Origin of the sequence: Leptothoe kymatousa TAU-MAC 1615, from assembly GCF_018739865.1 — a bacterium.
GTDB lineage: Bacteria > Cyanobacteriota > Cyanobacteriia > Phormidesmidales > Phormidesmidaceae > Leptothoe > Leptothoe kymatousa.
The window spans coordinates 895,679-921,593 of the sequence record NZ_JADOER010000004.1; the positions used below are offsets into that span (position 1 = coordinate 895,679).

At 51.0% G+C, this 25,915-nt stretch carries 20 protein-coding genes; 11 read left to right on the top strand and 9 right to left on the bottom strand.

What is annotated here, in order from left to right:
- Nucleotides 1–88: 88 nt before the first annotated feature.
- Nucleotides 89–1,975 carry an excinuclease ABC subunit UvrC gene (uvrC, locus tag IXB28_RS06165; protein ID WP_215617655.1) on the top strand — a complete coding sequence of 629 codons (1,887 nt, stop codon included), beginning with the start codon at nt 89–91 and terminating at the stop codon, nt 1,973–1,975.
- A 29-nt stretch (nt 1,976–2,004) separates the two neighbouring features.
- Here the strand turns inward: uvrC and arfB are convergent, their stop codons facing one another.
- Entirely contained in the window at nt 2,005–2,424 is a 420-nt protein-coding gene (gene arfB, locus IXB28_RS06170; protein ID WP_215617656.1) for an alternative ribosome rescue aminoacyl-tRNA hydrolase ArfB, read from the bottom strand.
- Nucleotides 2,425–2,594: 170 nt separating this feature from the next.
- Between arfB and IXB28_RS06175 the strand changes: the two genes are divergently transcribed.
- From IXB28_RS06175 to IXB28_RS06190, 4 genes are all read left to right on the top strand, one after another.
- Nucleotides 2,595–3,395: an ABC transporter permease gene (locus tag IXB28_RS06175; protein ID WP_215617657.1), complete on the top strand. Its 801-nt coding sequence runs from the start codon at nt 2,595–2,597 to the stop codon at nt 3,393–3,395.
- 446 nt (nt 3,396–3,841) lie between these two features.
- On the top strand, nt 3,842–4,561 hold the full coding sequence (locus tag IXB28_RS06180) for a sigma-70 family RNA polymerase sigma factor (protein ID WP_215617658.1): 720 nt from the start codon (nt 3,842–3,844) through the stop codon (nt 4,559–4,561).
- A 430-nt stretch (nt 4,562–4,991) separates the two neighbouring features.
- Complete coding sequence (locus tag IXB28_RS06185) at nt 4,992–5,774, top strand: ABC transporter permease (protein ID WP_215617930.1); 783 nt, start codon at nt 4,992–4,994, stop codon at nt 5,772–5,774.
- A gap of 62 nt (nt 5,775–5,836) precedes the next feature.
- Nucleotides 5,837–7,096: an ABC transporter substrate-binding protein gene (locus tag IXB28_RS06190; RefSeq protein ID WP_215617659.1), complete on the top strand. Its 1,260-nt coding sequence runs from the start codon at nt 5,837–5,839 to the stop codon at nt 7,094–7,096.
- Here the strand turns inward: IXB28_RS06190 and IXB28_RS06195 are convergent.
- The 6 genes from IXB28_RS06195 to pdhA all read right to left on the bottom strand — a co-directional run bounded on the left by IXB28_RS06195 (nt 7,030) and on the right by pdhA (nt 12,810).
- Complete coding sequence (locus IXB28_RS06195; RefSeq protein WP_215617660.1) at nt 7,030–7,614, bottom strand: GNAT family N-acetyltransferase; 585 nt, start codon at nt 7,612–7,614, stop codon at nt 7,030–7,032. The genes IXB28_RS06190 and IXB28_RS06195 overlap by 67 nt on opposite strands.
- Nucleotides 7,615–7,758: 144 nt before the next feature.
- Entirely contained in the window at nt 7,759–8,169 is a 411-nt protein-coding gene (locus IXB28_RS06200; protein WP_215617661.1) for a hypothetical protein, read from the bottom strand.
- A 43-nt stretch (nt 8,170–8,212) separates the two neighbouring features.
- Nucleotides 8,213–9,163, bottom strand: coding sequence for a protein translocase subunit SecF (gene secF, locus IXB28_RS06205; protein WP_215617662.1), 951 nt, complete (start codon nt 9,161–9,163; stop codon nt 8,213–8,215).
- Entirely contained in the window at nt 9,160–10,596 is a 1,437-nt protein-coding gene (secD, locus tag IXB28_RS06210; protein WP_215617663.1) for a protein translocase subunit SecD, read from the bottom strand. The genes secF and secD overlap by 4 nt, the downstream gene beginning before the upstream one ends.
- Nucleotides 10,597–10,755: 159 nt before the next feature.
- Nucleotides 10,756–11,739, bottom strand: a complete 984-nt coding sequence (locus IXB28_RS06215) for an alpha-ketoacid dehydrogenase subunit beta (RefSeq protein ID WP_215617664.1) — start codon at nt 11,737–11,739, stop codon at nt 10,756–10,758.
- Nucleotides 11,740–11,781: 42 nt separating this feature from the next.
- Nucleotides 11,782–12,810, bottom strand: coding sequence for a pyruvate dehydrogenase (acetyl-transferring) E1 component subunit alpha (gene pdhA / locus IXB28_RS06220; RefSeq protein ID WP_215617665.1), 1,029 nt, complete (start codon nt 12,808–12,810; stop codon nt 11,782–11,784).
- A gap of 756 nt (nt 12,811–13,566) precedes the next feature.
- Here pdhA and IXB28_RS16895 point away from each other — a divergent pair.
- The 6 genes from IXB28_RS16895 (at nt 13,567) to IXB28_RS06250 (ending at nt 21,467) form a co-directional block, all read left to right on the top strand.
- Complete coding sequence (locus IXB28_RS16895) at nt 13,567–15,741, top strand: IMS domain-containing protein (RefSeq protein WP_215617666.1); 2,175 nt, start codon at nt 13,567–13,569, stop codon at nt 15,739–15,741.
- Nucleotides 15,742–15,819: 78 nt separating this feature from the next.
- Entirely contained in the window at nt 15,820–16,506 is a 687-nt protein-coding gene (locus IXB28_RS06230; RefSeq protein WP_215617667.1) for a PD-(D/E)XK nuclease family protein, read from the top strand.
- A 247-nt stretch (nt 16,507–16,753) separates the two neighbouring features.
- Nucleotides 16,754–17,101, top strand: a complete 348-nt coding sequence (locus IXB28_RS06235; RefSeq protein ID WP_215617668.1) for a phage holin family protein — start codon at nt 16,754–16,756, stop codon at nt 17,099–17,101.
- Nucleotides 17,102–17,436: 335 nt separating this feature from the next.
- Complete coding sequence (locus tag IXB28_RS06240; protein ID WP_215617669.1) at nt 17,437–19,140, top strand: ABC1 kinase family protein; 1,704 nt, start codon at nt 17,437–17,439, stop codon at nt 19,138–19,140.
- A 214-nt stretch (nt 19,141–19,354) separates the two neighbouring features.
- Nucleotides 19,355–20,014, top strand: a complete 660-nt coding sequence (locus IXB28_RS06245; RefSeq protein ID WP_215617670.1) for an HD domain-containing protein — start codon at nt 19,355–19,357, stop codon at nt 20,012–20,014.
- Between the two features lie 118 nt (nt 20,015–20,132).
- Complete coding sequence (locus IXB28_RS06250) at nt 20,133–21,467, top strand: HlyD family secretion protein (RefSeq protein ID WP_215617671.1); 1,335 nt, start codon at nt 20,133–20,135, stop codon at nt 21,465–21,467.
- A gap of 1,330 nt (nt 21,468–22,797) precedes the next feature.
- On the opposite strand, the gene IXB28_RS06255 is transcribed toward IXB28_RS06250, so the two are convergent.
- Both IXB28_RS06255 and IXB28_RS06260 read right to left on the bottom strand, forming a co-directional pair.
- Nucleotides 22,798–24,804, bottom strand: a complete 2,007-nt coding sequence (locus IXB28_RS06255; RefSeq protein WP_215617672.1) for a sensor histidine kinase — start codon at nt 24,802–24,804, stop codon at nt 22,798–22,800.
- Nucleotides 24,804–25,493: a response regulator gene (locus IXB28_RS06260; RefSeq protein ID WP_215617673.1), complete on the bottom strand. Its 690-nt coding sequence runs from the start codon at nt 25,491–25,493 to the stop codon at nt 24,804–24,806. Before IXB28_RS06260 ends, IXB28_RS06255 begins: the two co-directional genes overlap by 1 nt.
- Nucleotides 25,494–25,915: the final 422 nt, after the last annotated feature.

Consider the following 25,915-nt stretch of genomic DNA (forward strand, 5'->3'; position numbering starts at 1 on the left):
GTTACTAAAGATGTTAGAGACGCCTCAAGTAGGACATATGTATGCACAATAGAGAGGCCCCCTATTAGAGGACCCGGAGAGACCATTCGTGCCTTCTTCTGCCGCTGCAACGACGCTACTTAAAGATCCTGAGCGTTTAGATGCCCGTCTCAAGGAAATTCCCCAGGAACCGGGGGTTTACTTTATGCGAGATGGGGACGAGCAGATTTTGTATATCGGCAAATCCAAAAGTCTGCGCAATCGAGTACGTTCCTATTTTCGAGACAAGCACCACCACACCCCCCGCATCAGTGTGATGGTGACCCAGGTGGTGGATATTGAATTTATCGTCACCGATACGGAAGCCGAAGCCCTGGCGTTAGAAGCCAACCTGATTAAGCAGCATCAGCCCTATTTTAATGTGCTGCTTAAGGACGATAAGAAATATCCCTATCTCTGCATTACGTGGTCAGAGGACTATCCCAGAATCTTTATTACCCGTAAGCGCCGGAAGAAAACTAAGCGCGATCGCTACTATGGTCCCTATGTGGATACGGGGTTGCTGCGCCGCACGCTGCACATATCCAAAAAAATCTTTCCCCTACGCCAGCGGCGCCAGCCTTTGTTTAAGGATCGTCCTTGCCTCAATTACGATATCGGCCAATGTCCTGGCGTATGTCAGCAGCTGATTACGCCTGAGGATTACCACAAGATTGTGCAAAAAGTGGCCATGGTGTTCCAAGGGCGTGTGCAGGAACTGGAGTCGATTTTGACCACCCAGATGGAAAAGGCGGCTGAGAAACTAAACTTTGAGCAGGCGGCGAAGCTGCGGGATCAGATTCGTGGGTTGCAAACCCTGGGGGCTCATCAAAAAGTGGCGCTGCCCGATGACACCATTTCCCGAGATGCGATCGCGCTTTCCGGTGACGACCAGCACACCTGCATTCAGCTGTTTCAAATTCGAGCTGGGCGTTTGGTGGGGCGATTGGGGTTTGTAGCAGAAACCGAATCTGGGACGCCGGGGCAAATTTTGCAGCGGGTGCTAGAGGAGCACTACCCCACGGTGGATGCGGTGGAAGTCCCCAGCGAAATCATGGTGCAGTATCCCCTGCCCGATGCCGATATATTGGCAGGGTTTTTGTCTCAACAGCGGGGGCGCAAAGTCACCATTGAAGTGCCCCAGCGACAAACCAAGGCCGAGCTGGTGGAAATGGTGGAGCGCAATGCCCAGTATGAACTGGCCCGCACCCAGCGATTTGCCGATCGCAACAACCAGGCAATGCAGGACCTCGCAGAAATTGTCGATCTACCGGGGCAGCCTAAACGCATCGAAGGCTACGATATTTCCCACATTCAAGGCTCCGATGCGGTGGCGTCCCAGGTTGTCTTTGTCGATGGGTTGCCGGCCAAACAACACTATCGCCATTACAAGATTAAAAATCCCAAGGTGACCACTGGCCACTCCGATGACTTTGCCAGCATGGCCGAGGTGATCCGCAGGCGTTTTCGCAAGTATGCCGAAGATACGTCCAAAGAGCGCATTGGCAACCCAGACTGGCCCGATTTAGTCATGATTGATGGGGGAAAAGGCCAACTTTCGGCTGTGGTGGAAGTTTTGACGGAGCTAAACCTGCTCAGCGAGCTCCACGTGGTGAGTTTGGCGAAAAAACGAGAGGAGATCTTTTTGCCTGGGGAGTCAACGCCGCTGCCCACCGAGGCAGAACAGCCTGGGGTGCAATTGCTGCGTCGTCTGCGGGATGAAGCCCACCGCTTTGCCGTCAGCTTTCACCGCAAAAAGCGCACAGATCGCATGCGGCGCTCCCGCCTGAGCGAAATTCCCGGCCTGGGCCACCATCGCCAAAAGGTTCTGTTGGCAGAGTTTCGCTCCATTGACTATATCCGTGAGGCCAGTGTCGAACGACTGACGGCGGTATCAGGCGTGGGGCCTAAGCTGGCTCAGCAGATCTATGACTACTTTCACCCAGAATCATCGTAACGGTTGAGGACGCATGGGTTCCATGGCCCTTAATCCTCGAAACTCACCCGACCACGCATTGCTTTCTTCTGGCTACGCTTTGCTTTACTGTCTAACCGTCTTTTTTTAGCCGCCTTGCTGGGTTTGGTGGGTTTCCGTTTTTTCTTCACCACCATGGCGGAGCGAATTAGCTGCTGCAAGCGTTCGAGGGCATCGGTTTTGTTGCGGAGCTGGGTGCGATAAGTTTGGGATTTGATATTGACGATACCGTTTTTGGTAATGTGATGGTCTCTCAGAGATAACAGACGAGTTTTGTAATGCTGGGGTAAAGAGGAGGCTGCTATGTCGAAGCGTAGGTGAATCGCCGTGGCCACCTTATTAACGTTTTGGCCGCCCGCGCCCTGGGAGCGCACCGCTTGCAATTCAATCTCATTTTCAGGAATTGCCACCTGACCAGAAATCCTAAGCATCGTCCAACTCCCTATTGCCCTAGTGTCAGCATAACCAACTACACTGAATTCTGGGCGTTGCTGAGCCCCGGTATGATTGCATCTGTCAAATTCAGGTGATTAGAACGTTTAACAGATCGGCCCATTCCCTACATCAGCAACGGCGAATTCCGTATCTACTGCAATGTCCCATGGCTTTGTTCGGTTACCTTCAGCGTCCCCTGCGCATAATCCAGACGCTGCTGTCGGTTTACTACGCCTACATGCTGGAATATCGAGCCGAACTCATGTTTTGGGTGCTGTCTGGGTCGTTCCCCCTAATTCTGATGGGGCTGTGGCAAGAAGCCGCCCGCAGCGGCCAGTTTGATCTGGACCCAGACACCGTGGTGCGCTATTTCCTAGCGGTTTTTGTGGTGCGGCAGCTGACGGTGGTTTGGGTGATTTGGGATTTTGAGCGAGAGGTCCTAGAAGGCAAACTCTCCCCCTTGCTATTACAACCCTTAGATCCAGGCTGGCGTCATTTCTGCTCTCACCTGGCCGAGCGTTTAGCCAGGCTGCCCTTCATCGCCATACTGGTGGGACTATTTCTCTGGCTATACCCCGTTGCTCGCCAGCAGCCGGCCCATTTATTTTGGGGCCTATTGGCCACGGGACTGGCCTTTTGCCTGCGGTTTTTGATGCAATATACCTACGCCATGGTGGCCTTTTGGGTAGAGCGGGCCACGGCCATCGAACAGTTTTCGTTTTTGCTATATACCTTTTTCTCGGGCATGGTGGCCCCGTTGACCCTATTTCCAGAGGCCGTACGGACCATCGTCTTTTGGACGCCGTTTCCCTACTTGATCTATGTGCCTGCGAGTCTGCTAGTGGGCTTGCCCATAAAGATTGGCCAAAGCATTGGCGTCACCTTGATATGGTGTCTGATCTTTTGGCTGCTGAACCGTTTGTTCTGGCGGTTAGGCCTCAAACACTATGGCGGTATGGGCGCGTAGGGGGCCAAAAGCCTTAGGCACATTGCATACGTACGTATATGTAGAAAGCATAAACTTAAGCATGTCTGTACGAAGCTAATATGTGATTTGTTTATATTAGATTTGAAGACAATTAAAGCTGCTTTATAGCCTACTTATTTAGGCTGTTTAGTTGAATATTTTTGTCAAAGAAAAGCGGTTATCACCCATCTCTTAACTAACACTTTACGGACTACTCTTTAGCAACAGATTAGAGTGGTATTGAGCGATAGTTCTGATAGAAAAACGCTCAAACGGCTGATGTTTGATAGAGGTAGCTTTTATTACATTGGTGGACGTGCATGGTGATTATCACAGCTGCCCGTTCTACTAAGTAAAATTCCTACCGTTCTTTCTCACTCAATTTAGGTTTATCCCTGACCCACTCAGCCTTCAGTATTAAAGAAGCTTCCTGAATTGTTTTTATTATGACTACTATCCAACTTGACGTACCCTCCCTATCTAAAGGGGTTTTAGATTCTGTTTCTGCATTGTCTGGGGGCTCTACTGCTCAAAATTATTCTCAGAAGCTTGAGGCTGAGCAACTGAATCAGTTGGATTTAGCTGAATTGATTAATGTCTGCCAACGTCACCGTTATCCTGAGCAGGCTCCTTTTGCGGAGTTGATGCGACGCTACAGATCCCATGTGGAACGTCAGCTTTATCATCTTGCTCCCGATTGGTCCGATCGTGCTGATCTCGCTCAGGAAGTTTGGATTCGCGTCTACCGTAACTTAAGTCGTTTACAGTCGCCGGTAAAGTTTAAAGGTTGGATGAGTCGTATTACTACTAATCTTTTCTACGATGAGCTACGCAAGCGCAAGCGTCACGCGGGTACCTTGTCCTTGGATGCTCCTCGTCATTTAGATGATGGTCAGGTTGATTGGGAAATCGCTTCAGAGGATCCGAGTCCTGTGGACACAATGATGACCCATGAGTTCTATGAGCGTTTGCAAGCTGCGATCGCTGAGCTGCCTGAAGTGTTTCGGACCACTATTGTTTTAAGAGAAATTCAGGGCCTACCCTACGAAGAGATTGCGGAGATTACCGGTGTATCCTTAGGGACGGTTAAGTCCCGCATTGCCCGGGCTCGCTATCGTCTTCAGGGTGAACTAAAGCGTTATATTGATGGTCAGCGCTCTGCCTAATGCCGATGGTGTTGCTGGTCCATGCCACTGTGGGCAATTTCTAGACCTGCGGCATGTTTGCTTGATTGGTGCATCCCTTGTATCAGCAGTAGCCAAGATATTTTTATGATTTGAGTTTATTTGTTTTGTCATAGGTTCAATGTGATTGTTACTTTCTGATTTGGAAAGTTGAGGTCGCGGCTGAACTAAAAGACTGTCTAAATTTTGTTATTGCTCCCTGGGTCGTCTAACGGTTCAGGGAGCAATTTATTTGGGGTTGTTTTGGGCTATGGCCATGGGGCTGCCTGGAAACGTGTTCAATTAATGCTGGTCTCACCCACCATGGGGAGGTTTAGGTTTGAGCGGCCCTGCGTTGCCCAGTGTGGGTTGATGGCTAAACGGCCCTCGGGCATTGGTAGGATGACATTAACGCCGAAGGGGAGTAGTGACATTGCAACGATATTTCAGGGTATTGCGACTATTTTGGGAAGTTGCGATCGCAGCTGAATTAGAATATCGGCTCAACTTCGTCATTGCGGCCCTCAGCAGCCTGACGGCCCTGGGGGGCAATTTATTCGGCCTATTTTTGTTTTACCGCACGGGCTATCAATTTCAAGGCTGGCAGTGGCAAGAAGCCCTGGTGGTGCTGGGGGTGTTTACGATGCTGCAGGGGTTTGCCGCCACATTTCTGAGCCCCAACCTCAACCGCATTGTCAAACATGTGCAGGAAGGCACCCTAGATTTTGTCCTGTTAAAACCCATTAGCTCCCAGTTCTGGCTATCCACCCGAACGATTTCTCCCTGGGGCTTTCCCGACCTGGTGTTGGGGCTGGTGATGATTGTCTACGCCGGTACTCAGCTCGGGTTAGGTTTGGACCGCTACTTGGTGGCGATTGTGCCCTTGGCTTTGGGGTTTATGAGCCTGTATAGCCTGTGGTTTATGTTGGGAGCCACCAGCATTTGGTTTGTCAAAATCTACAACGTTACCGAAGTGTTGCGGAGCTTTTTGGAAGCTGGCCGGTTTCCCATCGTCGCCTATCCCGCCGCGTTTCGTATCTTTTTCACCTTTGTCATTCCAGTGGCGTTTCTCACCACGGTGCCTGCCCAGGTGTTTCTTGGGCGCATTGAAGTCACCTGGCTAGCGGGGGCGGCCCTACTGGCCATGGGATTATTCTTTATTTCCCGTTTGTTTTGGCGGTTTGCCCTCCGGTTCTACACCAGCGCCTCTAGTTGAACCCTGGGCGTTGTATGCAACCCGGCGATACACTGTATTCTCATTAGCCTATATTCTCTTCCATGAAACGCCAATTCCTGTTTGTTAGTCTGTTGAGCGTAGGGTTGTTATCCGCCTGTAATGGCAATCCTCAGGGAAACGAGAATGAAAAGACCCTAGTTATTTTGGGCTCCCTCACCGGTGTTGGCCAAGAGATTGTTGAGGAGGCCTTTGCCCCCTTTACCGCCGAAACGGGGATTGAGGTGGTTTACGAAGGCACAGACGCCTTTGCCACCGTACTTCCCATTCGGGTCGAAGGTGGAGATGTGCCAGACCTGGCTATTTTTCCCCAGCCCGGTCTAATGAGAGATCTGGCTAGGGAGGGCGTCCTCACACCGCTGGGGTCATTCATGGACCTGGATGCGTTAAGCGAGGCCTTTGGGCCTGACTGGGTCGAGCTAGGGGCCGTGGACGACCAGGTGTATGGGGTTTGGATGCGGTCCGATCCAAAAAGCTTGGTGTGGTATAGCCCGACCGCATTTGAAACCGCTGGATACACCGTGCCCACTAGCTGGGATGAGCTGATGGCCCTGGGGGAAGAGATGGCGGCGGCGGGCACCACTCCCTGGTGTTTGGGGATGGAAAGTGGTGACGCCACCGGCTGGGTGGGGACAGATTGGGTGGAAGATATTCTGTTGCGCACCGCTGGACCAGAGATCTACGACCAGTGGGTGGCCCATGAGATTCCGTTTAATTCTCCCCCGGTGAGGGAAGCGGTCAAAATATTTGGTGATTTGGTCCGTAGCGATCGCTATGTGCGCGGCGGCGCGGTGGGGGCCATTAGTACCCCATTTGGCGATGCCCCCGCCCCGCTGTTTGATCAGCCACCGGGGTGTTATTTGCATCGCCAGGCCAGCTTTATTACCGACTTTTTGCCCGAAACGGTGGAACCGGGCCAGGATACTCGGGTATTTTTGCTGCCGGGGCAAGAGGCCGCCGCCCCTTTGCTCACCGGGGGCTTAGTGGTGGCCATGACCCACAACACCCCGGAGGCCCAAGCGGCGATGAACTATCTGACCACGGTTACCCCCCATGCTAGCTGGGCTGCCCGTGGCTACATTAGCCCCCACAAACAGGTCGATCTGTCCCTCTATCCTAACGATGGGGTGCGGCAAATGGCAGAGGTGCTAAACCAGGCCGAGACCATTCGGTTTGATGGCTCTGATTTGATGCCAGCGGCCGTGGGTACGGGCACCTTTTGGACTGAGATGGTGAACTACGTGAGTGGGACGGACATGGATACGGTTCTGTCGGCCATTGACGATAGCTGGCCCGAGCCATAATCCTCAGCCGTTAATTCGTAGAGTTCCAATGGGTGATTGTAATAGTCTTCGGTGTGGCCCAAACACCGTAGGTTTAATCGAGCCATTACCCGCTGCGAGCGAAGATTGTCGGCGGTGGTGACGGCGTAGATATTGTCCAAGCCCACCGTGGTAAATCCATGGTGCAAAAGGGCCTGGGCGGCTTCGGTGGCATAGCCATAGCCCCAACTCGCGGGGCGAAAATGCCAGCCAATTTCGATTTTGTCGCTGTCGGTTTTGTCGTTGTTGGGGAGCGGTATGAGCAAAATGCTGCCAATGGCCCGGTCAATGGCTCTTTCGACTACGGCCCAAACGCCGAAACCGTGGACTGTGCGATCACAATAGCGCTGCAGCCGCTCTTGGGTAATCCGAATAGAGGCATCCGCATCCCCCGACAGCCAGCGCATCACCCGTTTGTCACCATAAATATCGTGGGCCTGTTGGGCATCGTAAATGGGACGCCAAGGACGAATCGTTAATCGCTCAGTTATCAATCGCATGGGGTAGGATGCTGGTCTAGTTCGACAGCTGCCCATTGTGCGGCAGCGATGGCGAATATTCTAGCGACAGGAGTTTAAAACGCACCGTCGAATTAGTAATTATTGAAGATTCTGGTGTTGCCTCGGGGCCGATTGCGCCCATACCTATGGGCGATTAACCAATGACCACAGGGGATGGGAATCCCCCTGGCGTCGAATTTTTGCCAGCTGTGCTTCCAGGCGTTTGCGCTCGAGGGGGGAAATACCCAGGGTGAGATGGCGCAGCTCCCGTACAACCAGGGTGCTGGCCAGCCCCACACAAAGAAAGAACCCCAGGGAGCCAAGAAAGTTATATTTCAGGCCGTAGTAGACCGAGGTCCAGGTGAAATAGTCCAGCAATAGGCTAATCTCGGCCCGCAACTGCCATAGGGTTAGGGGACCCACCGTTAACCAAACAGCAACGGTTAGCCGCCACCAAAGCGTTAGAGAATGTTGCCGCAGTGCTTCAATGGCTCTCTCGGTGGCGATATTTGAATAATGGTGATCGATGTTGTTAGGACTATTGGAGGATGTCACGGGTTGTCAACTGCCGATACCCCTAGTCTAACGCTAGGGTTACCTACTCCGCCGCCGGGGCAGGGAGTTCTGTAATAGACTCAGACCGACCGCGCCACCAGGCTAGGAGGGTGCTGGCGATGAAAATACTGGAATAGGCACCGGCGATAAAACCGACGATCATGGCGAGGGCAAAAAACTTAAGCGTATCTCCACCAAAAATAACAATGGCGAGCAGCGGTAGGACCGTGGTCATGGTGGTGTTGATGGAGCGCCCCAGGGTTTGATTCACCGCATCGTTAACGATGTCGTTTACGCCTTTCTCCGGCATCAGCTTAAAGTTTTCTCGAATGCGATCGTAGATAACAACGGTGTCATTCACAGAGAAGCCCACAATGGTGAGCAGGGCCACAATAAACAAACTGTCGGCCTCATAGCCGGCCACAAGACCAAGAATGGCAAACACGCCTAGGGTAATGATGACGTCGTGCATAAGGGCCAATAGGGCCAGCACTGCGTAGTCGAACTTAAATCGCAGACTTAGGTAAATGGTGATGCCTGCAAAGGCCACAATCAGAGACAGAAGGCCAGCGGTGAGCAGCTGTTTGCCGATGGTGGGGCCGACCACATCGATTTTGGATGAATTGGGATCCACCGCACCTAACGTTTCTGCCAGGGCAGCCCGGAGAGTGGTTTGTTCATCAACGCTCAGGTTGCGGGTCCGAATCGATAGGGCCTGACCAGAATCTCCCACCAGTTGCAGACTGCTGCCCTCTAGACCCTGCCCATCTAGAATTGTGCGAATATCGGCAATCTCAATGGGATTTTTACAGATTGTTGCATCGCTACAGTCGCGCTCTATTTGCAGTCTAGTACCGCCAATAAAGTCCAACCCAGGTCTAACGGGCCCTTGGAACTGGCTCCAGGATAAGGCCATGGTGGCGATGCTAATACCAATCAGCAGACCGGAAACCAGCCACCAGATCCCACGTTGTTTAACAATGTTCAGTTTCATGATGGTTGGGAATTAGAGGGCAGATCGGTGTCCAGGCTGGGGGCAAAATAACCCACCTTGCGGAACTGGGGGAAGCTAATGATGAAGAATAGGAGGTTGCGGGTGCAGGTGAAGGCGGTAAATAGGCTCACCGCAACACCAACCGCCAGGGTGAGGGCAAAGCCTTTAACCAGACCGGCACCAAACCAGAACAAAGCACCGCAGGCAATAATGGTGGTGATATTACTGTCGAGGATGCTAGAAAACGCCCGATAAAAGCCTGACTCTACGGACCGATAGAGCGTTTTTCCGGCGCGCAGTTCTTCCCGAGTGCGCTCAAAAATGAGCACATTGGCATCGACGGCCATGCCGATACTGAGAATAAAACCGGCAATACCGGGCAGGGTCATGGTCACCCCAAGAATGTTGTAAGCGGCCCAGGTGAGCAAGGCGTATACCACTAAGGCGATGTCGGCCAGGATGCCGGGCAGACGATAGTAAATGGCCATGAAAATAAGCACCAAGACTAGGCCAGCCATGCCGGCGTAAAGGCTGCGTTGGATGCTATCGCGGCCTAGGGTGGCACCGACGGTGCGGTTTTCGACCACCTCTACGGGCACCGGTAGTGCCCCACCCCGTAGCTGAATTTCTAAGTCCCTAGCGGCTTCTGCGTTAAAGCTACCGGAAATGGTAGCGCTATTGCCGGGGATGCCAGTGGAGGCATACTGCACGTCAACGGTGGGGGCGCTGATTAAACGGCTGTCTAGAAAGATGCCCAGCACCCGCCCGGTGCCGGCAATGTTGCGAGTCATGTCCGTAAACAGGGAGCCACCTTCGTTATTGAAGTAGATGGATACTTCCCATGATTGACCACCGGTGCCCCTGGGGCTAGCTAGGGCATCGGTGAGCTTGTCGCCCTTAAGTTCGGTGTCGTCAAACAGCTCCAGCAACGTTTCTCGGCTGGTCTGGAGCGCTGAGGTGATTTGTTCGAGTTCGGCCAACTGCTCTTCAGTGATGTTTTCACTGCCAGCGGCCAAAATGGTCGCCTGCTGAATTTCTTGCTGGCTAATAATGTCTGAAATGGCCCTCAGTTCGCCCTCGGTGCCAGGTTTTTGGGAGCGAAATTCTAGCTGGGCGGTGCCCCCCAAAACTCGCTGGGCCTGCCCTGGGTCGCTAACGCCGGGCAGTTGAATCAATAGCTGGTCTTGGCCGGAGGTTTGGACGATGGCTTCGGATACGCCCAGTCCGTTAACTCGGTTTTCGATTACCCGCTGGACGGCTTCGAGCTCCCGCTCGGAAATTTGGGTAATCTCTTCGGTGGTCAGTACTTGGAGGGTAAGTTGAGAGCCTCCCCGCAGATCTAACCCTAACTGTGTGGGTAGCTGCACAATGGTAAACACTGCTGCGATCGCAAGTCCAACAATGACAACCAACATCGAGCGTTGTTTACCCATGGCTGTTCTCCGTCCTATCCATACACCAGTTCACGTAAGCTCTCCAACAGAACATCCTAGTATAGGTTGCCACTGATGCCCCATGAATCTCCCACAAAACTAAAAAAAGCACAGAGGACCCAATTTAAGCCCCTGTGCTGCATGTCTAGCGACGATGGCCTAAACCCGAGCCGTCATCATTTTTTCCACCGCTTCAACAATTTGCTTCGGCTGCACAATCGTTAAGCTTTCCAAACGGCCATTGTAGGGCGTCGGAATATCCTGGGAAGACAACCGCATGACCGGCGCATCGAGCTCATCAAAGAAGCGATCGTTGATGGAGGCAATAATCTCCGCCGCAATACCGCCTGTGCGCATGCACTCTTCCACAATGATGACCTTATGGGTCTTGCGGATAGATTCACCGATGGTGTCGTAGTCAATGGGCTTCAGCGAAATCAGATCGATCACTTCAGGATCGAACCCCTGGGCTTCAATGCCCTTCACCGCCTGCAAGACATGGTGACGCATGCGGGAATAGGTCAAAATCGTTACATCCTTACCCGGGCGCACCACATCGGCCTTATCCAGGGGCACCAGGTATTCATCGCTGGGCAAATCTTCCTTCAGGTTGTAGAGCAATACATGCTCGAAAAAGAGTACCGGATTCTTATCGCGAATCGCAGACTTCAATAGCCCCTTAGCGTTATAGGGCGTAGAGCAAGCCACAATTTTCAAGCCAGGTACCGCCTGAAAATATGCCTCCAGACGTTGGGAGTGTTCTGCCCCCAACTGACGACCGACACCCCCCGGTCCGCGAATCACCATGGGAATGTGATAGTTACCGCCCGATGTGTAGGGCAGCATGCCTGCATTATTGGCAATTTGGTTAAACGCCAATAGCAAAAAACCCATGTTCATCCCTTCAACAATGGGTCTCAGACCAGTCATCGCGGCACCCACCGCCATGCCAGTAAAGCTATTTTCTGCAATGGGGGTATCTAGCACCCGCAGGGGGCCATATTTCTCATAGAGGCCCTTGGTTACTTTGTACGAGCCGCCGTAGTGGCCCACGTCCTCCCCGATTACAAAGACGGTCTCGTCCCGGCCCATTTCCTCGTCCACGGCTTCCCGTAGGGCATTAAATAAAAGTGTTTCTGCCATTAGATACCTTTGATTTCCTATTAACTGCGTGGTTTATGGGGCTTAGTCTTCAGCAAAAATGTAGCGATGTAGCTCCTCAGGGGATGGCTCAGGGCTGGATTCAGCGAACTTCACCGCGTCTTCCACATGGACTTCAATCCGCTTTTTGATCGCCTTTAGCTCGGCATCATCCGCTAGGTTTTGCTCAATTAAGTAAGCTTCCATGCGAGTCAGGGGATCGCGTGCCTGCCATTCATCCTTTTCAGCCTGGGATCTCAGTTCATCTGGATCGGCTAGGGAATGACCTCGGAAGCGATAGGTGAGACATTCAATCAAGGTGGGGCCTTCCCCAGCGCGGGCCCGAGCCACGGCCTGCTTAGCCACATCCCGCACAGCCAGCACATCCATGCCGTCAACCTCATAGCCCGGCATCCCAAAGACGCTGGCCTTACGATAAATCTCAGTTTGGGAAGAAGCCCGCTCATGGGCCATACCAATCGCCCACTTATTGTTTTCCACCACAAACAAAATCGGCAACTTCCACAGAGCCGCCATGTTCAGACACTCAAAGAATTGACCGTTATTCGTGGTGCCATCGCCAAAGAAAGCGGCCGTAACTTGATCTGCGGAGGCATCGCCTAGGGCATCGCGACGGTAGCGGGACTGAAACGCGGCCCCCAGGGCAACCGGGATACCTTCACCGATAAACGCAAATCCGCCTAGCAAATTGTGCTCTTTGGAAAACATGTGCATGGAACCGCCGCGGCCTTTACTGCAGCCGGTTTCCTTACCAAAAAGTTCAGCCATAACAGCGTTGGCCGGAACACCCGCACTGAGGGCATGGACGTGGTCGCGATAAGTGCTGCAAACGAAGTCATCGGGGCGCATGGACTTAATTACCCCACTGGATACAGCCTCCTGGCCATTGTAGAGGTGTACAAATCCGAACATTTTGCCCCGATAGTACATTTCGGCACACTTGTCCTCGAAGTACCGTCCCAGGACCATGTCCTCGTATAGCCTCAGGCCTTCTTCTTTATCGATCTTTGCTGAAGTTGCTTGAAATGTGGGTAATATCCTTTCCTGAACCATTGGCTTGCCAATTGCCTCGCCGCAATACAAATTATGATTATTCCAAAAAAGTGATCAATTCATGATCAACTTCGAGAATGCACACCAATTATCTAGCCTTATTGGTCGCAATTGACCGTTTCCAATTTTAACGACAAACCGTTTGGCTAAAGGGCAAATGTACCTTTCCCGTGCGGAAATAGCGTGAATATTCACTTAGATTAAGTTGATGCTGGATAATGTGTGTTAAGCGCTATGATGTCTGGCCAAGTGCCTATTCAACTAAATTCTATTGATATACCCTGCCATTATGAATAGCTAAAAATTAATGCTGTGATTGTTCCAGTTACTAAATCAATTATCTAAAAAGTTTGATTTCTTACTGTAGGCTTTCAAATATCAGCATTTCATAGCTATTATGTATGCGGTTTTTAGTAGATGACTGTTTCCCCTTGTTGGTTTGGTACTTTCTAGGCATCACTGATGTCTAAGGCTGCTATCGAGCTGCAATTTCAGGGACTGGCGTTGCTATTCCGCAGGCTGACGTGAACTGTCCAATCTAAGTGATTGGAGCGTTGTAAACCTTGGGAAATTCCTGCGGTTCGCAACGGTTGAAGGTTGGCAAGACGGCAAAGTCTGTATATGTTGGGGTGCTGCTGACCCTCGGCATGACTTTATCTGAAAGATGTTGCTCTACAGCGCGTTTATCCAGATCGGTCCATGCTCCAAATCAGCAACGGCTAAGTTGACGTCAACTCAGATGCTAAGGAAGTCACTGTGCAAATTCCGCTAGATTACTACCGAATCCTGGGACTGCCCATGCAAGCGACAGCGGAACAACTGGAGCAAGCTCACCGTGACCGCACCCTACAGCTACCCCGACGAGAATATTCGGAGTTTGCAATTCAGTCGCGCAAGCAGCTGATTGATTCGGCCTATGCCGCTTTAGAAGATTCCAGCAAGCGTCGGGACTATGATTCGCACTTAATCGCCGCTGGGGGGCCGGCTGCCATCGAACCCGTATCCATAGAAATCTATGAAGGGCAGTTAATTGGTGCTCTTTTGGTGCTATTGGAGCTGGGCGAGTACGAGTTGGTGATTCGCTATGGACGTCCGTATTTGAGTAGTGGGTCTGGCCAGTTGGGTCAAACGGCACAGGAAACCCTAGCGGATGTGGTGTTGACCATTGGCCTAGCTTGTTTGGAGCTAGGTCGAGAACAGTGGCAACAGCATCAGTATGAAAACGCTGCGGAATCGTTAGAAACCGGTTATGAGCTCATGTTGCGGGAAAGTCTGTTCCCCGCCATGCAAGCGGAAATCCAAGCCGACTTAGATAAATTAAAGCCCTATCGAATTCTGGAGCTGGTCGCTCGACCCTTGGGAGACAAAGCGGCTCGACAGCATGGTGTCGAGCTATTGAAGTCGATGTTGGCTCAGCGAGGCGGGATCGATGGTGCCAATGACGATGCATCGGGTCTGGGTGTAGAAGATTTTTTACGGTTCGTTCAGCAGCTGCGCAGCTATCTCACCTCGGCAGAACAGCAGGATATTTTTGAGGTTGAAGCTCAGCGACCTTCTTCTGTCGGTCTTTACTTATCGGTGTATGCGCTACTGGCTAGGGGGTTTGCTCGGCATCAGCCCAATCTAGTGCGTCAAGCGAAGCAGCGGCTTGCGCTATTGACGGAGCGCCAGGATGTTTATCTGGAGCAGGCCGTATGTGCGGTGCTGCTGGGGCAGACCGAAGAGGCGACCTATGCGTTGGAACGCAGTCACGAGCGGGAACCCATTTCGTTTATTCGCGAGCATTCTGCTGGGGCCCCCGATCTGTTGCCTGGCCTGTGTCTATATACGGAGCGCTGGTTGCAGCAGGACGTTTTCCCATTCTTTCGCGATTTAGATCAAAGTAGCGTCACCCTCAAGGACTACTTTGCCAATGAGCAGGTCCAAGCGTATTTAGAGGCGATGCCCCCCGATGATGTGGCCCCGGCGCCCATACCCGGTAGATGGGGCGCAGCGCCGCCACCGTCCGATCCTGGACGCTGGGGTGCCGCACCTGGGGGCGTGGCTCCTGACTATGGTGAGGCACCTACCTACCGACGTTCGTCGGGGGCTGGGACCGCCACGGCATTTGGTGTGGGTGCGGCTGCGGCCGGTGCCGCCGGAATTGGCGCGGCTGGGGCTGCGGCCATGGGGGCTGGGATCGGCGCGGCGGCATCTACGGCTGCTCCACCGCCACGGCCTACCTATACGGCTGAGCAGGTTTCTAGCCTTTCCCCTGAAGGTTCCTTGGATGAGGTGGAACCTGTCTCTACCATCGCGTTTGATGATGGCGGCGACGATGACGACGACGATGAGACGTTGCGGCGACGCTCTGGGGCTCCAAAGTGGGGCCGGTTGGCCCTAGTTTTGTTGCTTGGCCTCCTGGGGCTGGGGGTGTTGGGCTTTATTGTGGCTCAGCTGTTGGGCTGGGTCGGGGCGCTATTCAGTGGGCCTAAGCTTAAGGGCGATCCCTTAGATGTGGATGTGTCTCGTCCGGCAATTGAGCTACCTGCTGAAGAGGGTGTCTCTACGTCCACGAATGTTCAGGTGATTGCTGAGGAAACATTGCAGTCTTGGTATCGGGCTAAGGGGGAAGCCATGGGGCCACAGTGGAATGTGGAGGCGCTATCTGACATATTGCTGGAGCCCGCCCTGTCTGACTGGACCGGTAGGGCCCAGAAAAACCAGAGCCAGGGATATCACGTGGAGTACGAGCAGACGATTCAAAATATTTTGGTTGAAGAGGTCGCCGAGGATCAGCTCAAGGTCACCGCTGATGTGGATGAGACGGGGCAATCTTACTTATTTGGTGCGCCGGATGGGTCTACGTCTTTTGAAGATCAGCTGACGGTTGAGTACAGCTTGCAGAAGCAGGACGATAAGTGGATGATTGAGTCCTTTGCGGTGCAGTGATGGTGATTTTGGCGGTGCTGGGTCTCCCGCTGCCTCGATGGAAAAGATACTGATATAGGCGTGTTGGATAGATCGCTTGTGCCTTTCGATCAGCACCAGTTATTGCCCCACTTTACGGCTAAGCGGGTGTCGGTAAATCGTCGTCGCCATTTTGAAGTAGAAGGGCAGCGGTTGCCTGGGGTCACCACAATTTTGTCGGCTACGAAGCCGCGGGAAGCTAAGGAGCGTCTATGGCGCTGGCGCGATCGCATTGGTGCCGAAGAAGCCAATCGCATTACGGCTAAGGCCTCCCGCTCGGGCACCCGCATCCATAAGGTGATCAAGGCATACCTGCGCCAGGAAGAATGGTCCTTGCCGGAGGGGACCGAAGGCTTTTGGGCCTCCATTGAGCCAGTGCTGGAAAATATTGACCAGGTGCTGCTGGTGGAGGGGGCGGTTTGGCACCCGCTAAAGTTTGCCGGATATCCTGATGCGCTGATGGTGTACGACGGGCAACTGTTGGTGTGTGACTGGAAAACGGCGCGCAGACCGAAGCAGGAAGACTGGATTGAGGATTATTTTTTGCAGGTGGCGGCCTACTGCTGGGCGGTGAACTGGGTGTATCGTGACCACGGCATTAAGGTGGAGCGGGCCATGGTTGCGATCGCATTAGAAGACAGTCCGGCCCAGCTATTTAAGTTAGAGCCCGAGTCCCTAGGGCACCATTGGAGGCAGTTTCAGCAGCGCCTGCGTCAATACTATCGATTTCATGCCCTCAAGGGCTGAGCCGGCTCAGACGTCTGAGACGCCAATCATCGATTGCGGGTATCCCAAAGTACCTACCGCAGGATGGTGGCACTAGGACCCCATGGGCAGCCGATTCCAGCAAAATTACGGGGTATCTAGGCATTCGGTCGTATTTCTCTTAACACTCCTTTAATTGCCGACGGAGAATACTTTGGTATACTCCAATCAAAATTACTACGAGTAAACACGGAACCTGTTCCCGTAGTCATCACTTGTAAGGAGCCCCATGAACTTTCTCATTCCCTTTATTGTTACCTGGTTGATTACTACGATTGCTCTAGTAATCATCACCTTTCTACCCACTGGTGTTGAGTCTGATAGCTTTGGCAAAACTGCCATTACGGCCCTAGTGTTTGGTGTGCTCAACGGTATCGTTGGCATCGTAGCTAGCCTGCCAGTATTAGGCGGGTTGGTTTGGCTGGTCACCCTGGGTGGGTTGCTGCTAAACCTAATTTTGTTTGGCCTATCTGCCAAGCTCGTTGAAGGTTTCCGCCTCCGCTGGGGGATCTGGAGCGCAATCATTGGCGCGTTCTTGCTATCCGTCATTACCTCTGTTTTGGGCGCCATCATCTAACTGATGGAGATAGGGCGGCAGGGCTAGCAATGTGCGCTGCCGAATAATTTTGGCGTCTATTGGCCGCTAAGAAATAATTTAAAGAAGGGGCGCCTAGCGCTCCTTTTTTATTGTTTGGCCTATGTCAAGTTCTAGCCATTTGCTATAGCTAGCGTGAAGTCTAAAACTTTTTGTAGTTCTCTATACTATGATGAAGACATTTAACGTTAGATAGTGAGTCATCAGTGATGTTGACCATTGTCTACGTTGCTTAGGACGAAGGCTGATGATACTCGTCCCACCCAGGTGTCACCTTGCCTTCTTGACTAGGCGTTTTGCTTAGGAGCTGAGAATGTATGGCTGGGCTTGAAAAAATGCGCCGGTATGATGCTGTTGCGATCGCAGATTACTATCGCTTTCGTCTCTTAACCGTATTCTGGCGAGCAATTTCCGTAGCCATAATGCTAGGCAGTTTTGTCCTAGGGCTACTGTTCGATCGGGTTTTTAGATGTCAAGAAAAAAATGAACCCAAGCGGGCGGCGCAGCTGCGCAAAATATTAACGGACCTGGGACCCACATTCATTAAAGTTGGCCAGGCCCTTTCCACCCGCCCGGACTTGGTGAATCCAAGATTTTTAGATGAGCTGATCAAGCTACAGGATCAGCTGCCCCCCTTCGATAGCTATGTGGCTAGCCGCATCATCGAAAAAGAGCTGGGACGCACCACGGACGAAATGTATAGCTACATTTCCCCTGAGCCCGTGGCCGCTGCCAGTTTGGGGCAGGTTTACAAAGCTCGGCTCTACACCGGAGAGCAGGTGGCAGTTAAGGTGCAGCGCCCCGGTTTGGTGCCCATCATTTGCCGTGACCTCTACCTAATGCGTTGGGCCGCCGGGTGGCTTGCCCCCTGGCTACCGCTGAACTTGGGCCATGACCTGACCCTGATTGTGGATGAGTTTGGCGTCAAGCTATTCGAAGAAATTGACTACCTAAACGAGGGCCGCAATGCCGAGGCCTTTGCCGCCAACTTTGCCGATGACCCCAAGGTCAAGGTGCCTTCCATCTATTGGCGCTATACCAGCACCCGAGTGCTTACCCTAGAGTGGATTGACGGCATTAAGCTCACCGATATTTCGAAAGTGAAAGCCGCTGGCCTAGATTCGGATGAATTGGTCACCATCGGTGTCTCCTCCGGTTTACGGCAGCTGCTAGAGTTTGGCTTTTTCCATGCCGATCCCCATCCTGGCAACTTGTTTGCCATGGCCGATGGCTCCATGGCCTACATTGACTTTGGCATGATGGATCAGCTGGGTCAGGAAATGAAAGAAACCCTGGTGGATTCCGTTGTGCACCTGATTAACCAGGAATATGACAAGCTGGCGGATGATTTTGTAAAACTGGGCTTTTTGACCCCAGATGTGGACGTACGTCCCATCGTGCCTGCCCTAGAAGCCGTGTTTGACGGTGCCATTGGCGAAAGCGTGGGCAATTTTAACTTCAAAAGCATCACCGATCAGTTCTCTGAGGTGATGTACGAATATCCGTTTCGGGTGCCTGCCAAGTTTGCCCTAATTATTCGTTCTCTGGTTACCCAAGAGGGGTTGGCCCTCACCCTAAATCCAGAGTTTAAGATTGTGGAAATTGCCTATCCCTACGTCGCCCGACGGTTGCTGATGGGAGAAACCGCTTCTTTGCGTCAGCGCTTGTTGGAAGTCCTCTTTAAGGACGGGCGTTTCCAATGGCAGCGTTTGGAAAATATGATTCGCATTGCCCAAAGCGATCAAGGCTTCAATTTAATTCCCACGGCGGGTCTAGGCATGCAGTTTTTAATGTCGGAGGAAGGCCGCTATTTGCGTCAGCAAATTTTGTCAGCCCTGACCGAAGACAATCGTCTGCATACGGAAGAAGTCTTTCGCCTATGGCAGCTAGTGAAGGATGACCTGCAGCCAGATCAGCTATTGGAAGCGGCGTGGGGCGCCCTGGCCGATTTCTCAAAAAATCAGGCCGCTGCCCTAGTGCCCACCGAGTTAACATCCGTGTTCTCGGGCGCTGGGCGCTAAGCTGAATTTGTCGGCTCCCAACATAAAGTGGGCCGATTTTCTCAGAAATCTAGGGTTCGGAAGTCGGAATATCCTCTATTTCTAATTTCCGGCTTCGACCTTAGCCAAGATTTTCTCGGTAATAAAAATTAGACCCCGATTTTTACCATGGCTCGTTATGGAGAGGGCCTCTCTCATGGAGAGGGCCTCTCTCTTTGATGGTTGAATGTTTACGATGGCTCGTAGTCATGGAGAAGACCTCCCTTTTGGCCGTTGGAGCAGCCTGTGCCAAAATTTGGGAATTGTTTCACCCAGCGCCATAGAACAAGAATTTGTGCTGCTATCTGATGCCTATGGTGAGTCCCATCGGGCCTACCATACGGCCCAACACATTAATGAATGTCTGACGCTGTTGGACGCCTTAGACAACAGTGTTACCGCCCAGCAGCTGTGGGTGTTAGAAATGGCCCTTTGGTACCACGATGTGGTCTACCAGCCTAGGCTTCAAGATAATGAACAGCGCAGCGCTGGGAAAGCGGCGGCTTTTTTGCAGGCCCATGCTGTTGCTGCGGTTAGACAAGTGACAGCGTTGGTGATGGCCACCTGCCACGGCATTGACCGTGGGGATAAATCGCCCTTGGCCGCCTGGATGGTCGATATTGACCTGGCGATTTTGGGGGCATTGCCCGCTCGTTTTTTGCAATACGAACACCAGATTCGCCAAGAATATGGCTGGGTCTCGCCAGCTGTATATCAATTGAAGCGGCGGCAGGTGCTATCGCAATTTTTGCAGCGTTCCAGGCTATATCACTCACCGTTATTTTTTGAGCAGTTCGAACATCGGGCTAGGGAAAATTTGTTGTGGTTATTGTCTGATCCGTCATTGCTTGCCTAACCTCTTTGGTGGGAAGGATTTCAATACTCAGGCGTTCAGGAATTGGTTAAGCTAAAGCTAAGAGACTGGCTTGTGCTCTGTAGGGTTAAAACGGCATCAAAACGGAGAGCATTTGCGGGTGAAAGGGTTTTTAAAGGGGCGTCCCCTACTGTGGCTTCTGGGGGGAACTGCGATCGCAATTCTTGGCATCAGTGCAGTGACGTTACGGCGCTATCAAGGGACTCAATACGACATTGAGGCGTTAACGGTGCCGGTGGAGTCCACCGAAGTAACGGTGCGTATCAACGCCAGTGGTGAGGTAGAGGCCTTTCGCACCGTTAACCTAAGCCCTAAAACCGCCGGTGTTGTCGCTGAACTGCTGGTGGAGCAGGGCGATACGGTGCAACAGGGGCAGGTGGTGGCCCGCATGGACATTGATGACCTCAATGCCCAGCTCCGCCAAAACAGAGCCAGCCTAGCCGAAGCCGAGGCCCAACTCCAAGACCTATTGCAAGGCGCCAATCGGCCCCAACTGGCCCAGGCAGAAGCCAATTTAGCAGCCGTCCAGGCTCAGCTTGTAGAATCCCGTTCACGGTTAAGCTTGGCGGAAAGCGATTTGGATCGCGATCGCAATCTCTCAACCCAAGGGGCCATCTCCGATCGCGAATTAGATAACAGCCAAAATTCATTCAATAGTGCCCTGGCCAATGTACGCCAGCTCGAATCCCGCGTAGACGAAGCCCAACAACGGTTGCAAGACTTGGTCGATGACCCCGATCCAGAGACTGTGGCCCAGGCCCAAGCCCGCTCAGAACGTGCCCGTGGACAAATAGAATCCACCCAGACCCGCCTGGAAAACACCATTATCCGTGCCCCCTTTGGCGGAGTCGTCACCCAAAAATTTGCCACCGTAGGGGCATTCGTTACACCGACTACGTCCGCCTCTGAAGCAGCATCAGCCACATCTAGTGCCATTGTCGCCATCTCTAGCGGCTTAGAAATTGTGGCCGAAGTGCCCGAAGCTGATCTCGGCCAGATCCAAGTGGGCCAATCTGTTGAAATTAGCTCCACCGCCTATCCCGATCAAATTTTTGAAGGGGCCGTGCGCTTGATTGCCCCAGAAGCCATCGAGCGGCAGAACGTCACCATCTTTCAAATCCGCATACAGCTTAAGACTGGCCTAGAAGAGCTGCGCTCCAATATGAATGTAGATGTCGCCTTTCTCGGCAATCGCCTCAGCGATGCCCTGGTGGTGCCTGCTGTTGCCGTCGTTACCCAAGGTGGGGAAACAGGCTTACTCGTACCCGGTGACAAAAATAAAACAATTCGCTTTCGTCCCGTTGTCCTTGGTCCTCAAGTGGGCAACCAAATTCAAATATTAGATGGTGTAACTTCAGGCGACCGAGTCTTTGTCGATTTACCTCCAGGGCAAACCTTAGATAATTTGCGATTTAATCGCGATGAACAAAACTAGTCAGTAACAACTTACGGCAAAAAATCAATGGTGCGCCCATAGAGATCCTAGCGGATATCCAAATGCCCATAAGAAAAAGGAGCAAAGGCGCTGATAAAGCGCACCTCACTCCTTACTGTCACAGCAAAACTTGAAACTTTACGAGGGCTGCTAGATTCTTCTAGTTCGCAGCCATGCTCTTAGCAATAGTCAGCGCCACTTCTAAGCTTGTTCCACACGGATAACACCAGGCAAAGGAATAGCTCAGTACGCTGTGTTCTCATTGCTTTAATAGAAGATAGAACGATCATGGTGAAATCCTCCAAATGTGGGTGGTAGTGCTTATCTGGCGATTATTTGTTACTGCCGTCAGTGCTTTTAAGCTCAATCAGCAGTCTGGGGCTGTTATTTTTCTTGGGCTTTTCCTTGGGCTTAGCAGTAGATGTTTCTGCAACCAAAAAGAAAATGAAGCAAACTAAGAAGAAAGGGAAGAATGGCATAGCACAGCTTCTGAAAGGTGAGAATGCGTTCAACAAAACGTCGGTGTTGTTTGGATGTTTTCCTAAGGGACGTTGTGGGTAAATCAGCGAACCGCTTAGGGAAGTCAGCTAAATAACGGATGTTTTATCGAACAATCACAGAATAGCGAAGGCTCACTGTCAATACAATTTGCTTTTATGCAGAGCTTGGTTTGCTTTTGTTGAGGGGGTTAAGCCCTTATTGCTAACACCCCTTTGTACTTTTCTACAAAGCCCAGAATTGTTTGTAGCAATGTTTCAATAGTTAGTCGTTCAATCACCTGGGCCATGTGATTGAGATCATTCCTAATTGTGCATTGTCAGTTGTGAAAATCGGGCTACCACTGTTTTCATGCCTCAGTCAAATAACAGGTGTAGCGATGTCGTTATTCGTTTGAAGAAACTTTCTACTTTTGTACAAAGCCCATAGGAGTTTATTATAAAGCGCGCTGATCTCTTTAAAGAGATCAGCGCGCCTGTTGGGTTCTCTAATAAGAATCCGTTAGCTAGTAGCCCTGGGTATCATTGCCGCCACCATAGGGTGTCCCCGAATCTGATGGTGGGTCGTAGCTAGCACTAGCCGGATTAGCAACCATTGCAAATGTAGGCAGCACAGCTACCGCTACAGCAATGATCAAAGTCCATGATTTTCTACTAATAAGAGTCAACGTTTTTCACCTCCTTGAATTAATGTAGTTGACTTGGTTTTTCAATTTTCTCCCTTGAAATCAGGAGAGTTTGGTAGATGTTGGTTGCACTTTACTGATGTCATATCTAGTATGTTGTTGTCAGGCTTTGATGGGGAGAGATGGCTCGCAACAACAGCAAAGTCTTTAAGTAGTTGTAGTTAAAGGAAAGATGAGTCTGCAACACACACCCTTAAGTTTGTTTTTCTCTCTTGTATATTTCCCACGGGTTAATCGAGCCGCCTCCTTTCCGATTAGGGTGCCCTTGCCGGTTGCCACCTTATCGGTATCTAGTCCAGGGCCGTTATCAGAAATAGTTAGCTCATACAAATTTTCTTTGACCTTGCCCGTGACCGTTAGCCTGGTTGCTCCGACAGCATGTTTGCCTACATTCCCCAAGGATTCTTCCAAAAAACGACAGAGTTTTCGCTTAATATCATTGCTTAAATTGTCCGTTTCCACCGGGTCAAAGGACATTGCCTTGATTTTTAAGTCTGAAAAACCTATCAGTTCACGGGAGAGCATGGCGTCATATACATCCTGAAACAGCTCCTGTAGGGGGCTAGATAGGTCAAACTTTGTGGCCTTATAGCTCACGTCGAGGTTGTCTGTTTTAGTGGCGGCATCTTCTTTAACCGAATCTCCGATATATCTAATTTCACGGTTTAAGTCTTCTAAACAAAGACAGATATCGGGCATTCCAATATTGTCATCTCGGGTTTTCCTAAGTAAACTAGCCAGGGTCTGCAGGGGCCCATTGTGGATAGAGTCAAAAATATGGTCGATGGTCTTTTGACGCTCAAACTCAAGCTTTTTAGATAGATGGCGTTCCTTCTCTAGGGAAGAATCTAACTGAAAAATTAAACGTTCCCATCGCTTCTTGCTTTGGGTGTAGTTAATGTAAATAAGACCGTTAGCCGTTGTGGAAACCAGCGTAGCCACAAGGGGTACCCACAGACCCGCTGCAATAAAGACAAAATAGCTTAGACAGATGCCCAAAGAAACTATCAGTATTAGTGTTATCAAGCTGTTAATGATCCGCGTTGAAAAGTAGCCACAGCTAATACCTAGTCCAGAAAAGACAACGATAAACACATATTGGGCCGTGCGGCTGGTGTTGATAAATGGCCGACGCGATTCAAAACCTTGAATCATTTGGCTAATGGTATGGGACTGGATCTCTACTCCAGTCATCAAAACTATCTTTGAATCGGGCAGAATTGATTTAGAAATCTTGTTTCTTGCAGATGAAAACTTTCTTGGCGAATCCTCTAAACTTAGAAGCACAATTTTATCGGAAACTAGCTCCTTTAAGTATTCCTGTGAGTTTAGTAGTTGGCTTGCGGTAATTACCTCAAATGGCTCTACATTTCCTCGATAGTTAATCAATGTCTGAATGCCGTATATCCGTTTTGAGTTATACCCATAGACATTGGCTAACTTTGAAAGCCCAGATACTTCATTATCCCTAGGAATTCTGGGTATTTCAACTGTGTCCAAACGGACAGTGTCCTTATCTTTAATGCCATTTGCTAGTTCTTGATCTTTGTTGTCGAAATATTGGCTAACAACCTGAAACGCAAAGGAAAGTTTGAAATCCTCAGGTTTACTCGTAGGTGAAAATCCTAAAAGGGCACGTCGAACAAAGCCATCCTTATCGATCAGGATCTGGTTAAACCCTACTTGCCGTTCAATTTGCTCTGAAGATAGGCCCTCCAATGGGGGAGATGGGTCTATCTCGTCATATCTTTCAACGGTGATGAGATTTTGATTGTTACTAATAACATCGAGCAGGGGGGCTTTATTATCACCGATAATATTCTCAGCAACAATATCGGTTCCCACCACTGATGGCTTGGCGGCAAGGATTTTTTGCAGCACCTTTGCTAACTGCTCTGCTTGAATAGTGTCGTCGTCTAAATCTGGAGCGCTCTCCACATAGGGAGCGTCAATTTCAACAATGGTGATGGTACTATCGGGGGCTTCAATTAAAAATTGGTTTCTAAACGCCAGGTACTGATCAAGTACCATAAACTCCAGGGATTGAAATACCCCCAGGGAACGGGCTCCTAAAACAGCGGCGATAATCCCAAACCCCCAAATCCCTATTTTGAGCCTGTCTAAAACTCTTTCCCGTCGAGCTTGCTGTTTCATTAGTCCAGCAACCCCCGTTCGCGGGCGCGAATTTCAGTCAGGCTACGCAGGTTTTTTCCTTCTTTTTTGTCGATTTCTGGATCAATGGCCAGCACGTCGTACAGCTTGTTCCAATAGTGGCGAATGGTGCTGGGCTGGACGTTAAGCTGCTGGGCAATGGCTTTGTCTTGAAGCCCTTCATGGAAGGCTAAGGTGAGCACATCTAGCCACTCCGGTTTTAGTTCAATGCCAGACTTTATGGCTTTGATATCCCGCGTATAGCTAAAGCCTTTCAGGGCTCCATCAATGCGTTGAACCAGATCCTGGCTCGACATGCTTTTATCGACGGTGGTAAAGCCCCCCTGGTGGCTATCGATTTCTGATCGCACCCGCACTAAGGCTTTAACATGGGTGCTTTGGATGGCAATATTTTGTTCAGGATATTGCCTCATTACCTGTCTGAGTAATTCAATCCCATGTTCCACTTTGGCTTCTTCTTGGGGCTCCCCTGGAATAGACAAATCTAAAATTGCCAGGTCTAAACTATGACTTGCTAACTGCTCAAGGGCCTCCTGGGCCGTCTTTGCGGTAACTAGAGTGTAGGTAGGGTAGTTCTGCCTCAGAATGTCGATGGTGCCGCTCAGTACGACTTGATGGTCATCGACGATCAGAATTTTGCCGGTAGGTGCTTCGCTGGAGGAGGGGCCCATGGTTTATGTTCACTATCATTGGCTGCTGTAGATGCTAAAGCATTAACGGTCAATTGCCCCAGTCTGGTTAACCCGTTGTTGCTAAATGTTAATTGCACAAGCTTTTCAAGCGTTCGATTTATCCTTTTAAGGATGCTCTAACCCGAGGGGCAGATACCCTTTGAGAGGATATATCTACACTAAGGTCGCATACAGGTGTTGACAATAATCAAAGCCAGCAATTTATTGCCAGAAAAATGTAAGAGGCTTTGTAGAAAACTACAAAGCTTGTAGGTGGTGTCGTGTTCTAACCATCAATTTCTTGTTGGGCCATCGGTTGAGGACGTATGTGCAGCGGTGTCTACTCCATTTACCCTGGAACTTGCGAGTGGTAATCTTCGACTTTTTTGTGTGTATTCAGAGTTTATTTGCAGTTCAATTTA

Excerpts from the sequence above, each read along its gene's own strand:
- arfB (WP_215617656.1), bottom strand. The coding sequence starts at position 2,424 with ATGCTTAGGATTTCTGGTCAGGTGGCAATTCCTGAAAATGAGATTGAA.
- IXB28_RS06175 (WP_215617657.1), top strand. The coding sequence starts at position 2,595 with ATGGCTTTGTTCGGTTACCTTCAGCGTCCCCTGCGCATAATCCAGACG.
- IXB28_RS06180 (WP_215617658.1), top strand. The coding sequence starts at position 3,842 with ATGACTACTATCCAACTTGACGTACCCTCCCTATCTAAAGGGGTTTTA.
- IXB28_RS06190 (WP_215617659.1), top strand. The coding sequence starts at position 5,837 with ATGAAACGCCAATTCCTGTTTGTTAGTCTGTTGAGCGTAGGGTTGTTA.
- IXB28_RS06195 (WP_215617660.1), bottom strand. The coding sequence starts at position 7,614 with ATGCGATTGATAACTGAGCGATTAACGATTCGTCCTTGGCGTCCCATT.
- secF (WP_215617662.1), bottom strand. The coding sequence starts at position 9,163 with ATGAAACTGAACATTGTTAAACAACGTGGGATCTGGTGGCTGGTTTCC.
- secD (WP_215617663.1), bottom strand. The coding sequence starts at position 10,596 with ATGGGTAAACAACGCTCGATGTTGGTTGTCATTGTTGGACTTGCGATC.
- IXB28_RS06215 (WP_215617664.1), bottom strand. The coding sequence starts at position 11,739 with ATGGCAGAAACACTTTTATTTAATGCCCTACGGGAAGCCGTGGACGAG.
- pdhA (WP_215617665.1), bottom strand. The coding sequence starts at position 12,810 with ATGGTTCAGGAAAGGATATTACCCACATTTCAAGCAACTTCAGCAAAG.
- IXB28_RS06235 (WP_215617668.1), top strand. The coding sequence starts at position 16,754 with ATGAACTTTCTCATTCCCTTTATTGTTACCTGGTTGATTACTACGATT.
- IXB28_RS06240 (WP_215617669.1), top strand. The coding sequence starts at position 17,437 with ATGGCTGGGCTTGAAAAAATGCGCCGGTATGATGCTGTTGCGATCGCA.
- IXB28_RS06245 (WP_215617670.1), top strand. The coding sequence starts at position 19,355 with ATGGCTCGTAGTCATGGAGAAGACCTCCCTTTTGGCCGTTGGAGCAGC.
- IXB28_RS06255 (WP_215617672.1), bottom strand. The coding sequence starts at position 24,804 with ATGAAACAGCAAGCTCGACGGGAAAGAGTTTTAGACAGGCTCAAAATA.
- IXB28_RS06260 (WP_215617673.1), bottom strand. The coding sequence starts at position 25,493 with ATGGGCCCCTCCTCCAGCGAAGCACCTACCGGCAAAATTCTGATCGTC.